The sequence below is a fragment of the Enterobacter sp. FW301-JW81 genome (assembly GCF_058788735.1).
In genome coordinates, this window is record NZ_JBYTBA010000002.1 from 639,730 (window position 1) to 651,974 (window position 12,245).

Annotated in this window: 17 protein-coding genes, 1 tRNA gene and 1 pseudogene; 16 read left to right on the forward strand and 3 right to left on the reverse strand. The window is 46.0% G+C overall.

Annotated elements, in window-relative coordinates; all coding sequences use genetic code 11:
- Window positions 1-274: 274 nt before the first annotated feature.
- Both AC3WOK_RS09915 and AC3WOK_RS09920 read right to left on the reverse strand, forming a co-directional pair.
- On the reverse strand, window positions 275-487 hold the full coding sequence (locus tag AC3WOK_RS09915; protein WP_492354433.1) for a hypothetical protein: 213 nt from the start codon (window positions 485-487) through the stop codon (window positions 275-277).
- 24 nt (window positions 488-511) lie between these two features.
- Window positions 512-588, reverse strand: a tRNA-Arg gene (locus AC3WOK_RS09920).
- A gap of 266 nt (window positions 589-854) precedes the next feature.
- Here AC3WOK_RS09920 and AC3WOK_RS09925 point away from each other — a divergent pair.
- Window positions 855-1,310 carry a hypothetical protein gene (locus AC3WOK_RS09925; protein WP_492354434.1) on the forward strand — a complete coding sequence of 152 codons (456 nt, stop codon included), beginning with the start codon at window positions 855-857 and terminating at the stop codon, window positions 1,308-1,310.
- Between the two features lie 634 nt (window positions 1,311-1,944).
- Here the strand turns inward: AC3WOK_RS09925 and AC3WOK_RS09930 are convergent.
- Window positions 1,945-2,664 (reverse strand): LexA family protein, encoded by a 720-nt coding sequence (locus tag AC3WOK_RS09930; protein ID WP_492354435.1) that lies wholly within the window; start codon window positions 2,662-2,664, stop codon window positions 1,945-1,947.
- Between the two features lie 98 nt (window positions 2,665-2,762).
- On the opposite strand from AC3WOK_RS09930, the gene AC3WOK_RS09935 reads away from it, so the two are divergent.
- From AC3WOK_RS09935 to AC3WOK_RS10005, 15 genes and pseudogenes are all read left to right on the forward strand, one after another.
- Window positions 2,763-2,981 (forward strand): Cro/CI family transcriptional regulator, encoded by a 219-nt coding sequence (locus AC3WOK_RS09935; protein ID WP_492354436.1) that lies wholly within the window; start codon window positions 2,763-2,765, stop codon window positions 2,979-2,981.
- A gap of 41 nt (window positions 2,982-3,022) precedes the next feature.
- Window positions 3,023-3,493: a YmfL family putative regulatory protein gene (locus AC3WOK_RS09940; protein ID WP_492354437.1), complete on the forward strand. Its 471-nt coding sequence runs from the start codon at window positions 3,023-3,025 to the stop codon at window positions 3,491-3,493.
- A gap of 241 nt (window positions 3,494-3,734) precedes the next feature.
- A complete protein-coding gene (locus AC3WOK_RS09945) occupies window positions 3,735-3,947 on the forward strand; it encodes a DUF4222 domain-containing protein (protein ID WP_492354438.1) in 213 nt (70 codons plus the stop codon).
- Window positions 3,904-4,830 carry a conserved phage C-terminal domain-containing protein gene (locus tag AC3WOK_RS09950; protein ID WP_492354439.1) on the forward strand — a complete coding sequence of 309 codons (927 nt, stop codon included), beginning with the start codon at window positions 3,904-3,906 and terminating at the stop codon, window positions 4,828-4,830. Before AC3WOK_RS09945 ends, AC3WOK_RS09950 begins: the two co-directional genes overlap by 44 nt.
- Before the next feature lie 82 nt (window positions 4,831-4,912).
- Window positions 4,913-5,902, forward strand: a complete 990-nt coding sequence (locus AC3WOK_RS09955) for a DUF968 domain-containing protein (protein WP_492354440.1) — start codon at window positions 4,913-4,915, stop codon at window positions 5,900-5,902.
- 13 nt (window positions 5,903-5,915) lie between these two features.
- Window positions 5,916-6,518, forward strand: coding sequence for a DUF1133 family protein (locus AC3WOK_RS09960; RefSeq protein WP_492354441.1), 603 nt, complete (start codon window positions 5,916-5,918; stop codon window positions 6,516-6,518).
- Window positions 6,519-6,571: 53 nt separating this feature from the next.
- Window positions 6,572-7,444, forward strand: coding sequence for a hypothetical protein (locus tag AC3WOK_RS09965; protein ID WP_492354442.1), 873 nt, complete (start codon window positions 6,572-6,574; stop codon window positions 7,442-7,444).
- A gap of 108 nt (window positions 7,445-7,552) precedes the next feature.
- Window positions 7,553-7,948, forward strand: coding sequence for a phage holin family protein (locus AC3WOK_RS09970; protein WP_022648767.1), 396 nt, complete (start codon window positions 7,553-7,555; stop codon window positions 7,946-7,948).
- Window positions 7,935-8,216: a phage holin family protein gene (locus AC3WOK_RS09975; RefSeq protein WP_492354443.1), complete on the forward strand. Its 282-nt coding sequence runs from the start codon at window positions 7,935-7,937 to the stop codon at window positions 8,214-8,216. The genes AC3WOK_RS09970 and AC3WOK_RS09975 overlap by 14 nt, the downstream gene beginning before the upstream one ends.
- Window positions 8,216-8,842 carry a glycoside hydrolase family 19 protein gene (locus AC3WOK_RS09980; protein WP_492354444.1) on the forward strand — a complete coding sequence of 209 codons (627 nt, stop codon included), beginning with the start codon at window positions 8,216-8,218 and terminating at the stop codon, window positions 8,840-8,842. Before AC3WOK_RS09975 ends, AC3WOK_RS09980 begins: the two co-directional genes overlap by 1 nt.
- Window positions 8,843-8,849: 7 nt before the next feature.
- On the forward strand, window positions 8,850-9,125 hold the full coding sequence (locus AC3WOK_RS09985) for a hypothetical protein (RefSeq protein ID WP_492354445.1): 276 nt from the start codon (window positions 8,850-8,852) through the stop codon (window positions 9,123-9,125).
- Window positions 9,076-9,270 carry a hypothetical protein gene (locus AC3WOK_RS09990; protein WP_492354446.1) on the forward strand — a complete coding sequence of 65 codons (195 nt, stop codon included), beginning with the start codon at window positions 9,076-9,078 and terminating at the stop codon, window positions 9,268-9,270. The genes AC3WOK_RS09985 and AC3WOK_RS09990 overlap by 50 nt, the downstream gene beginning before the upstream one ends.
- A 953-nt stretch (window positions 9,271-10,223) precedes the next feature.
- Window positions 10,224-11,075 carry a hypothetical protein gene (locus AC3WOK_RS09995; RefSeq protein ID WP_160176897.1) on the forward strand — a complete coding sequence of 284 codons (852 nt, stop codon included), beginning with the start codon at window positions 10,224-10,226 and terminating at the stop codon, window positions 11,073-11,075.
- Complete coding sequence (locus tag AC3WOK_RS10000; RefSeq protein ID WP_160176898.1) at window positions 11,075-11,479, forward strand: hypothetical protein; 405 nt, start codon at window positions 11,075-11,077, stop codon at window positions 11,477-11,479. The genes AC3WOK_RS09995 and AC3WOK_RS10000 overlap by 1 nt, the downstream gene beginning before the upstream one ends.
- A gap of 367 nt (window positions 11,480-11,846) precedes the next feature.
- A pseudogene (locus AC3WOK_RS10005) lies at window positions 11,847-12,163 on the forward strand (HNH endonuclease); the annotation flags it as partial.
- Window positions 12,164-12,245: the final 82 nt, after the last annotated feature.

The window sequence follows — 12,245 nt, forward strand, 5'->3', positions numbered from 1 at the left end:
CTCGCCGGATGGCGACAAAAAATAAATGGGTTTCGTTTTAGTAAGCACCCAACCAGGGCACTTAGTGAAACGAGCGGCTGCCACCGCAGTTAGCTTCTCCACAATTGGGAGCGCGTTCCCCTGAGTTGATTTAACGACTTCGGCCTCTCAAGGAACCGGCTGAACGCGCTTTCAGTTGTGTAAAAGGGGCGGTCGACATTAAGGACATTCACAACTGCCGACCGCCAAGACTGCACACAGCATCTGGTACAGCTACTACGGTTTACCACGCTGGCTACGTGATAGGGTGAAACTCTTCGAGAGCAACCAATCCATAACCACCATTGCCATAGCTCTCTTTCATACACCTAATTTCAGCCACATCGGTATGCTCATAACCCATACGCTGACGTTCAATTTTCAGTCTTTCGATGGCTTCAATTTCGCTGCTCGCGCAATTGATAGTGCTAATCCAACCATTGGTAAGTTTGATGTCATAAGTTGCCATGCGAGCTCCTAAATAATGTTTGTCTGGCGCGGCATGCAGGATTCGAACCTGCGACCGACGGCTTAGAAGGCCGCTGCTCTATCCATCTGAGCTAATGTCACAACTGGAAGCGCACTCCGTTCGTTTACTTACCTGTCATCCACAACCGATAGTTGATGGAGTGCGCTTTCATGTTATGTGCCTGTCTTTCCACCACATCAGGCTCGGTGGATGTTGTTGTTCCCCAAAAACAAGGATTCGGTTAATCTAGATAACTCAGAGTCCGGAGGGTTATGATTTTGATTAAAATGAAAGTGCAGCTTTACGTGCCTTTAAATCAGAGGCCTTTACTTCCCTCAGAACCAAATCCTTCAAAAGAGGATTGCCAATGAGTCGCTTTGATCTTGAGTTTGATATTCACTACTCTTTTTTTCTAGAGAAAATGAATTACACATTACTAACTCGCATTGACAAGGCTATTACTCTTACTCTAATGGTTCTCGGATTTTCCGTATTCGCGCCATTTGCAAATTTATTTATTTTTGGTGTGATTGTCGCTTTTTTGTCCGTCATTCAACTTGTTTATCAATTCGGTCAGGCTGCAGGCCTTTCAAAAGAGCAGATGAGACAATATCGAAAGTTAATGGTTAATTTTGAGTCCATGGAGGAATCAGAGATAAGAGAACATTTTCTAAAACTTCAGGATGCAGACAGCTTTCCATGGCAGTCGCTCGAGTTTGCCGCTCATAAAAGAGCATCAATTGTGTTGGGACTGGAAGATTGCTCAAAACCACTCACATTGAAGCAAAAAATAATTTGTCACGTTGCAGGAGATGTTCCTTGATGATTAGATACAAGCAGTTTGTAATTGGTGAAGAGGAAGATGTAAATGAACATTTTTCACCAAACAGAAGACCAGTTATACCACCAAACCAATAGGGAATTTAATGTCTAAACCTCCATCAAATAATGATTGGTCACAGTTCGGAGCTGGCTTGGAGCACTTCTCGCCAGTTTCTAGGCCTCAACCCAAACCAGTTTCAGAGCCCAAAAATTCTGAGAAGAAAACTGACAGTGGCAAAAAAAGTTGACTCATCAAACTGAGTTATCCAGATTGTTAAAGAGCGAAGCGTCCAGAGTGGGCGCTTTTTGTTGTTTATAAATCAATCTCGTCTGTTTCGAGGTATCACATCTAACCGCTACGCTGATGAAGCGACCCTAGCATAGTGCGTGCCTGGCTTGCTTCCGCTATGAAAAGTAGCAACAAATGAAATTTACCGGACCGCTGCGGCACATGTGCCATATACCGTACTGCTACCCTACCGCTGGGTTTAAACATCATCACCCCGGCGCATAATGAGTATCACCAATAGTAATTAAATGATCAACACCTTTAGTGATAAAAATATCACTCATAGTGTTAACTTCATGAAAAATAAGGTGAAAAAAGATGCAAAAAAAAGGAGCCGTTTGGCTCCTTATTCGAAGATGTTTTCAGGCCATTGGGCCTTAACAACTTTGCCGATTATCCTGCAATTTTCATTACATTCAATGGCTTGATATCGTGGGCTTGGGTTGAGTGGTTCTAGCCAGGGTCTACCATCTTCACGAACAAATCTTTTAAACGTGACTTCTGAATCATTGAAAATACCAGCAACACAAAAATCACCAGCCTCTACCGGCTGCTCGGGGTCTATAAGAATGAGCATCCCTTCAGGAAAGCTTGGTTTTACGCCTGGCGGGGCTGTCATTGAATGCCCAGAAACCTCAAGCCAAAAGGCTGAATCACTGGCTTTTGCAGTAGTTGAAACCCATTCTTTAGCGTCACGCTCAGTATATGTACTCACAGGACAGAATGATCCGGCCTGAACCTCCGTTAAAAGAGGGTACTCATATACCGAAGATTGACTTCTTCCGTTTGCAATGGCTTCGAACATTGCTGATATCTCTGCAGCAAGGGAGGGGCTGAAATCATCGACTTTCACACCAAGAATCTTGGCAAACTGTGCTGCATGAGTTGCATTAATAGCGTTTGTCCCATTCAGCAACTGCGCTACACCACTCTGACCCATCCCCATTTGTTCAGCCAAAGTCTCCTGTGAGAGTCCGAGATTTTTTTTCTTGGACTCAAAAATTGCTTTCAGCCTGCTGGCATCGGCGAGTTGTTCGGCGGTTAAAGGTTTCTTTTTCATTCTCATAATTTATCACCGCAGGGCATAATCACCAATCACCGCTAGTGTTGACATGATTATCACTAACAGTGATACTTATTATGTGCAATCCACGAGGAAAACCAATGAAGATTATTCCGCTATCTGAATATGTTTTGGAAAACGGTCAGGCAAAAACAGCTGAGGCTCTTGGGATATACCAAAGTGCGATCAGCAAAGCCCTAAAGCGTAATCGCCGGGTAAACATCCTGGTTAAGGAAGACGGGAAAATTGAAGCTGAGGAAGTACGACCATTCCCTAACAAAATCAAACCTGCTGATCCTGAAGCTGCAGTAACACCGTAACCCAGCGAACAGCCTTACGTAACTACCAAAGGAAAAACAACATGGTAGAGCCAAGCTTGAAAGAAGTAGTTAAAGCGATGTGCAAAGCATATCCAGGTGGCCGTGAGGCTATGGCCGGTGCTCTTGGCATGTCCGTTACGCAGTTCAACAACAACCTGTACGAGAAGAATGGCTGCCGCTTTTTCGAAGTGAACGAGCTGGAAGCGATGGAAGACATTTCAAACACAACTCTCCTGGCTGATTACTTCGCGCAACGTCGCGGCGCTTTGCTGGTGGACGCTCCCAAGCTGGAAGACCTCGATCGCGTGGACCTTTTTACCCGAGCCATGAGAACTGCAGCAGCACGCGGACAGGTTGATCAGATTATCCAGAAGGCCCTGGAAGACGGAGTGATAGAACCGCATGAAGCTGAAGAGATTCACGAGCATCACCGCCGCCATCTGGCAGCGCGTGAAGAAGAAATCCGCGCAATTGTCACTCTGTTTAGCAGGAAGAAATCACCAAAAAAGTGACGCCAGCGGGCGTGCAGGCCCCTGGCGTCTTGGCGTGTCGTATTCAGTGGAGAAACTAACGCATGAACAGTTTAAACCGATTGAGACCAGCGAAGCAATTCAGATGCCTTCAGCTGGTGGTTAAAGACTCCCCGTTCGGCTATGTGGAGAGATTAAATGAGCAGGCTGACGCGAACAACTACCAGCCTGACAACGCGATGGTAGAGGCTTTTGCTCAGATGAACGAGAAGGGGCGTGAGGAATGGCTGAAGTTGACCGGCGATTCAGAGACCAAAGAGGCATCGCCGTCCACGTCGTTAGGTGGGAGCCCGAGACTCGACGCGTTATATACCTTCGCGAAGGGTACGATCATGAGTGCTTCAGCCCTCTTGAGCAATTCCAGCGTAAATTTACAGAGTTAAAGGACGACCATGAGCCTGTTGATGCCATCCCGGCCGATAGTGATAAACCCTGACCTTGCATGCAGCATTGGCCTGAATGAGGCCATTGCGTTGCAGCAGGTGAACTACTGGCTTAAAGAAACCACCTCCGGGCTGGAGCGTGACGGCGTGCGCTGGATTTACAACACCAACGAGCAGTGGCTGGAACAGTTTCCGTTCTGGTCTGAGTCTACTCTGAAGCGCACATTCACCCGCCTGAAGAACCTCGGCGTGCTCAAAGTTGAGCAGCTGAACAAGTCTCAGCGCGATATGACGAACTACTACACGATCAACTACGAAAGCGAGCTTTTAGATGAGGTCAAAGTGACCAAATCGAAGAGTTCAAATTGCACTCTTCCATCAGGTCAAAATGAACCGATGGATGAGGTCAAAGTGGAACGCTCCAACGGGTCAAAACGAACCGCTCTCATCAGGTCAAATTGCACTGATGTTCTTACAGAGAATACAACAGAGAATACTACAGATAATAAAAACCCTATTTGTCCGGTTGCACCGCAACCAGACCGTGATGTGTTGATCACCGATCAGGCTAAACAGGTTTTAACCCATCTCAACCAGGTGACCAGTTCGCGTTATCAGGTTTCAACAACCTCGCTGCAAAACATTCGTGCCCGAATCGGGGAGGGCTTCACCGTTGAAGAATTGTCGCTGGTGGTTGATTACTGCAACGCCAAGTGGAGCGAAGACCTGACGATGGCGGCCTACCTTCGACCACAGACGCTTTTCCAGCCGACCAAATTTCCAGGCTACCTGAAGTCAGCGACCAGCTGGCATAAAGCTGGCCGTCCACCGCGTGTTAACGGTGAGTGGGTCCGTGAAGATGGGGTATTCCGCTCCAGCTTCCAGAACACTGATTACAGCAAAGTCCCGGCAGGTTTCAGAGGAGCTAACTCATGATGGAATTAACGTCGCGTCAAGTGAATGGCGGAAGGGTAGAAATATCTATAACCAAGCATCAACCAGCAATGGGGGTAATTAGGTGAGAGCCATACTGACACCTGAAATTGCGCCAATGTCCGGGGTTGTGTTGTTCCGCCCAGGCAACGAGCTGCTGTGGCTGTTTCGTCGTGGCCGGGTGGTGATTGAAACTCCTTCGGAAGCTATCCAGCATCTTCCATCTGGGCTGATTCCTGAAGCATACCAGCCACTGACAGATGATGTCAGTATGCAGGAGCTTTTCCTGAACGAGAGGGTTATTCAGCGTGCTGGGGGGCTAAGCAGTCTTGATGCCTGGCTGGAACGTAAATTCGAATGTCAGTGGCCTCACAATGACTGGCACTCAAAGGACTTTACGGTAATGCGTCACGCACCCGGAAGCATTCGCCTCTGCTGGGGTTGCGATAACCAGCTACGTGAACAAACCACTGAAAGACTGGCAGGAATTGCCATGCAGAACCTGGTAAAATGGCTGCTCGAAAGGGTGAATATCATGCTGGGTTTCAGCGCTGACCACACACTGACGCTGCCGGAGTTTTGCTGGTGGATGGTACGTAACGATCTTGCTGACCTTATTTCTGAATCAGTGGCGCACCAGGCTCTCAGGATTAAGCCCGAATCGCACAGTTCAGTGATGCGGGAAAGCGACATTGTGCCGTCATTACCGGCTACTGAAATTCTTCAGGAGAAAGTTAAGAAGATTGTCTCGGTGAAGGTCGATCCTGAATCACCGGAATCTTTCATGCTGAGGCCAAAGCGCCGCCGCTGGGAGAACGAGAAGTACACCCGCTGGGTGAAGTCGCAGCAGTGCAGTTGCTGCAATAACCCGGCAGACGACCCCCACCACCTGATAGGCCACGGGCAGGGTGGAATGGGTACCAAAGCGCATGACCTGTTTGTGATACCGCTGTGCAGAGCGCATCACGACGAGTTGCACGCTGATCCTGTGGCATTTGAAGCGAAGCACGGCGGCCAGTTATCGCTGTTGATACGGTTTTTAGATCGTGCGCTGGGAATCGGCGTATTGGCGTAAGTGGAGACGCAAGATGATCAATCCTTCTGAAGTTGGCAAATCCGGCGAGATGGTTCGCCTTCGCACTCTTGAAAGCATCTGGGTACAGGGAAAGCTCCGCATGTGGGGCCGCTGGTCTTATATCGGTGGCGGCTCTGGCGGAAACATGTTTAACCAGTTGCTGGCATCCGGGAAAATCACCAAGACTGCAATCAACGATGCACTGCGCCGCATGAAGAAATCCGGCATCACTAAACCTGAACTGGAAGCATACCTGCGTGAAATTCTCGACAGCAAAAATAAAAGCGGCTTAGCTTTCTGCTCCGACGAAGAGGGCCTTAAGGTGGATAGTGTTATTGCTTCGGTCCTGATGAATAATGAATACCGTGGGTTATATGGCGTAATAGTTGACCGTCACCGGCTGCGTAAGAGCAAACTACAGATGGCCAACGAGCTGAATGCAAAACACCCTGACTGGACCCTAATTACTTGCCGCCGTCGAATCGACACATGGGTAAGTTTGGCAGAATCGATCCTGTACGCTCCACTTTGTGACGTGTTTGGCACAAATAGCGACAGATTTAAGTTGCAGAGGGAGCAAGAAAATGTTCAAATTGTGGTAGGCTCGGGACGTTAAAGCGAACTGAGCAGCAAAAAAAGAAACCCGCGTCGTGCGGGTTTTTTGGTAAAATGCACCAAAAAACTATTGGTGACGTTATGAACTGGCAAGGAATTCCTTTCAAATTTTTAACTGAGCAAACCGAATCGCTTAATCTCGCTGTGCAAGCTCTTCCAGATTTAGTCTTGAAAAGTGATCCTGATTATAAAACCGCCTTCATTACAGGATTAGTGTCATTGATCGCGGGCCTTATCCCTGCTGGTATTGCTATTTATACTTTTTCCAAAAACACTAAATTGATTAAACAAGAAAGAGTGGAACAGCAACTTTTTTTGAAAACTGAACGTGAAGAACAACACAAATTTCTCAAAGAGGAGAGATCAACTCAAACAGCTTCTATGGAAGCAGATAGGGCCACTCAAAAAGAAATAGCCGAAAGAAATTTCAATATGCAGGTTTTGTCAGCTAACAGACAGGCGTGGATAAATCGACTAAGGGAATTAATTGCTGAATACATGGCAGCTGCCCCTGATTTTTTGACTGCTCAATATGATTTTATAAACAGAAAGAAGTACTTTGAAGCTATAGCTGAGAATAGAAAAATCTTAGTTAATGCTGGTTCTGCAAGTGATGCTGTTAACCAGTCATATTCTGAAGCTAGTGAAAATCTTGTGAAGGCGATAAGGCATCTAAGTGAAATGCGCCAGAAAGAGAAGTTATTAACTGCTAATATCAAGTTAATGCTTAATCCTGAAGAAAAATGGTATGGGGTGCTTGAAGGTATATTTGGGGAAATATCCATTATTTACAACTCACTAGATACCCTTGACCAAGAAGTTCTTCTTGAAAAAATTAATAACATCAATAGTCAAATTTCCAGATGTTTAATTTGTTCTCAAGAGCTACTAAAATATGAATGGGAACGAGTAAAGAAAGGCGAGTAGTTCGTTCCATTTGTGTGAATTTTCATTAATAAATCAACAGGGCCGCTATAAGCGGTCTTTTTTATTCCCCTCGTTCTGAGAGGACTCACGGCAATAAGAGGGGGCTAAATGTCCGATCCTGTTTCTGGCACTACGGTAGCGGCTGGTGGTCTGATGGGGGCCAGCATGTTTGGCCTGGCAACTGGCATAGATTACGGTGTGGTGTTTGGCGCATTCGCTGGTGCGGTGTTTTATGTCGCTACAGCGGTTAATATCAGCCGCCTTAAGCTGGTTGGCTACTTCATCACCTCATTCATATTCGGCGTTATCGGCGCGCCATTGCTTGGCTCTTACTTCTCCAAATGGACTGGGTACAGCGACAGGCCTCTTGATGCGCTGGGCGCGGTAATCGTAGCCGCAATTGCTATTAAGCTGCTGACGTTCGTCAACAGTCAGGATTTGGGTAGCCTGTTTGGAATTCTCTCACGTTTACGTGGTGGAGGGGCCAGCAATGGTAACAAGTGATCCGAGTGCGATGGTGAATGCCCTAATCTGTGGGGTGATCGTCATTGCTCTGATGTTCTACCAGCGCGGCGGGGCGAGACATCGCCCTCTGATATCGCTGATGGCTTATTTCACGGTGCTGGTGTACGCCAGCGTCCCTTTCCGTTACCTGTTCGGCCTGTACCATGAATCGCACTGGTTCGTGGTGCTGGTGAACGTCCTGATATGCGCCGCCGTTCTCTGGGCTCGGGGAAACGTGGCGCGCCTGGTTGACGCACTGAGGCACTAATGAATCAATCACAATTTCAGAAGGCGGCTGGGTTAAGCGCCGAGTTAGCTGCGCGCTGGTTTCAGCCAGTCAGCGAAGCGATGAAAGAGTTCGGCATAACCAAACCGGTAGACCAGGCGATGTTCATTGCTCAAGCAGGGCATGAGTCAGCTGGCTTCACTCTGCTGGTGGAGAGTTTTAACTATCGGATTGCGGCACTGGCTAATTTCATTCGTGCCGGACGTCTCACAACAGACCAGGCAAATACGCTTGGCCGCCATCCTGAAGAGCGGACATTACCGCTTGAGCGCCAGCGAGCCATTGCTAACCTGGTATACAGCAAACGCATGGGGAACAACGCTCCCGGCGACGGCTGGTTATACCGTGGACGAGGGCTTATCCAGATTACTGGCCTCAACAACTACCGTGACTGCGGTAACGGCCTGAAGGTTGATCTGGTTAAGCAACCTGAGCTATTAGCCGAAGATGTTTATGCGGCCAGAAGCGCGGCGTGGTTCTTCGCTACTAAGGGATGCCTAAAGTATTCCGGCGACGTACTGCAGGTGACGAAGATTATCAACGGCGGCACGAACGGACTGGAAGATCGTCGCGCTCGCTTTGGTCAGGCCAAAACAGTACTGGTGTGAGGGTGATATGGGATTAGAAACAATAATTGGCCTTGCTGCACTGGTCATGGTTGCTATCGCTGGTGCCTTTGGCATTGGTCATTCACGCGGCACCAGCAAAGCGAAAGCGAAAGCCGACCAGCAGCGTACCGAAGATAACGCAGCAGCCACGGTCGCAGCAGCAGAACGCCGGGTAGAGACAACGAAAGAGGCCAGCAATGTACAGCAGAATGTTAACCGCATGCCTGATAACGATGTTGATCGCGAGCTGCGTAACACGTGGAAGCGTCCCGGCGGTGGTTGATACCGCCTGTGACTGGGTAAAGCCAATCTACCTGACCGATCACGATATCGACGTTATGGATCGCCAGACGAAGAAAGACATCCTGGTGCATAACAAAGCGTGGCAGGCTAACTGCCAGCAACTAAAAGAAGTGAGGTCCAAGTGATCGCAACCATCGGAACAATTCTTGTTTGGGCTCTAATCGTTATTGCGGGAGCCGCTGGGCTGCTATTCGCATTCATCGGCTTTATGTTTTTTATCAGTTGGCCGAAGTGACACCGAGCGTAAGCTATTACAAAGCTCACCTGCTGGTGGGCTTGATAATGGTTATCCCCACAACCGGATAATGTTGGCGGCATCCCCTGTAAGATATGGGGAAGAGCAGGCAACGATTGATTACCTGCTCTTATCTTTTAAAGACTAAATCCAAGCTTTTTGGCAAGGTTTTTAATCAAACTATTGGTATTGAGATATTCCGTTGTTCCTACAGCTGCGCCGCAAGACGCGCACTGGATGAAAAGGATACGAAAATTACTGTTTGAGACAGGGTGCTCTTTCATTTCGAACCTTGTAGATGAGCACTTTGGGCAAGAAGTTGTAGCCATAAAAATCCTTATCAGAGGTAATCAGCCATCCCTCTTGTTTAGGTTCGCTGATGTCCCACCATCAACGGACTGAGTAGTCACCATATCCAAAATTAATAATCCTAGCAATTACATGGTTTTGGTTTTATGCGCATCGCACGCGCATATCAAAGAAAGTCTTTCAGCTGTGAGCCTGGGCAAACCGTTAACTTTCGGCGGCTTTACCGTGCGACAGGCTCACGTCTAAAAGGAAAATCAAATGCAGGTCACTATTGATGGTGTCCCGTATGCGCCTGCCTGCGCAATTTCATCGCGGCTCGGCATTGCAATAACGACACACCAGCGCGCCGACGGCAAATTCAACGTTAAAATAAAACGCACTAACCTTCTGTTTTATTTATATATTTACAGTTAAGGAGACCTGTTGGTGGAGTATCTTCGCTATGCTTGAAGAAACATGACTTAGAGTGTACTATCATCATCCATTATGTTGACGTTACATTTTTATCGTCAGTTACTCATAATAAGGACTTTTATGGCTCAAGCAGAAGCAAAAAAAATCGTAAACGACTTTAACGATGCATTGAGTAAAGTTGTTGACGAATATCGTGCGCTGTCTGTGCCTGAAAAATTTAGAATTAATACAGCGTTAGATTCTATGTATCGATTGGATAAAGCTAAGTATTATGCTCTTTATTCTGCGTACAGTTCATTAATTGGTGATATGCCTGCTCTTGAGGATTGCGTTAATTACTTCTTTTCTCGTGGTGTCGTGAATTTAAATAGTAATTCATATCGATGCCTGCTTTCGATGAGTAATTCTGCAATGTTCGATGAATTATATACTTTATTGAATACGTTAAATGATATTCCTGACGAGTATGTAGAATTGTATCGGGTGCATTTTAATATTGCAGTGACTTTGTTGGATGCTGAAAAAGCAAAAGAGATACACTCTAAAATACCAGCTGAATTCTTCACTGAAGAAGATATGAATTTGTTCAATGGAATGCTTTCTAACGTTAAGTTATTCGATGCGTTACATGGCAAAGAACAAATTGTAGTTTATCGCGATTACATTTCCGAGATGCTTAAGTTACATCGGAATAAAATAATAAAAGCTGTGTATAAGAATTCAGGAGCTTGTATTGTAATACCACTTTTTTATGCTGATGATGACAAAGGAATGCTAAATATTAATGTTGAGTATGTTTCTGACGACGTTGATAAAGCTATTGAGTTAGAAGATTATTATTATAGCATTTTGTTCAAGAGTGACCTTGTACCAAGAGAAGCTCTTAACACTATTGTTTATAGCTTAACACCAATAGTCACTAAGCAAGCCAATGTGATATCTGAAAGAGTTGTCGGAGTGGACTTTTCATAATGATAATTTGTGATGATTTTTTAGATAAAGCCCAGCGGGTTTATTCTCGTATTGATGATAAAGAGTATAAAGCCCCATGTCCTGAAATGGACTTTAGAGAATGTGCACGCACTTCATACTATTATATCTTTCATGTGGCAAATCAAAGAGCATCTCAAATCCCCGGAGAAATTAACTCGCAAGTAGGGCAGCATCAACGTGTTATTGACAAATTACGCAGTAGTGCAGATATCGCCGATAGAGATTTAGGTGATTTGTTGGCGCTAATGAAACTCTCTAGAGTTAAAGCTGATTATAATCTAAGTTACAACTTCACCAAAAATGATGCCTATAAAGTATTACGTAGGGCAGAAAAATTGAAATTACTTGTAGTTGGCAGTGATTTGAAAGATACCTCTGCTTAATTTTTTTCATTCTATATGATTTATTGACTTTTTATATTTTCTAATAAGTGGAGGGGCGATTTTCTTTCGTGGATTTTAATTCAAATTAACTGAGACGTCCTAAATCGTATTCAGTGATTGAGGATAAATGATTTTTGCTGGGCCTTTCGTTAAACCGTTATCTCTTCTTGACGATGTTAGTTAAGGGTTGAATTGCCGTTTAGAATGACCGTACCGCAGTCTGCCTCCACCCTAGTGGTGCTTTTAGAACATTTTGGCCACGATAATTCACTATTGAACTCTCCCAACTGATAACTAAGCCCCCACTTTAAATTATGTAATCTCAGAAAAATTAAGAGCTATTATTTTGCCTCTGCGAATTAGATGACCTTGCCGGCATAATGGATGTACTGCGTTTACAAATGACTCTAGCAGCTATATTGACCAACATCGGGAGCAACATGCTGGTGAAGGTTGGCGAAACTAGCAGGATGGCAAAGCCGACAAGAGCATGGTTACTCGCGTCCCTGGGAAGTCAGGCGTAAACGTATTCTTCAGCGAGATAAACATATGTGCCAAGAGTGTCGACGCCCTGGAATAGCAACAATTGCATCGGGGATGCATATCCTCGCTAAAGCTCACGATGGAACAAATGATGACCTCAATCTGGAAGCGCTATGCTGGAAATTCCATATAGCCAAGACTAACGGCTTTGCGGGTCCTTTCCGGAAATCATCCCTGTTACGGGGCGGCGACCTCGCAGGTTCTCGCTATTTATCAAAATTTT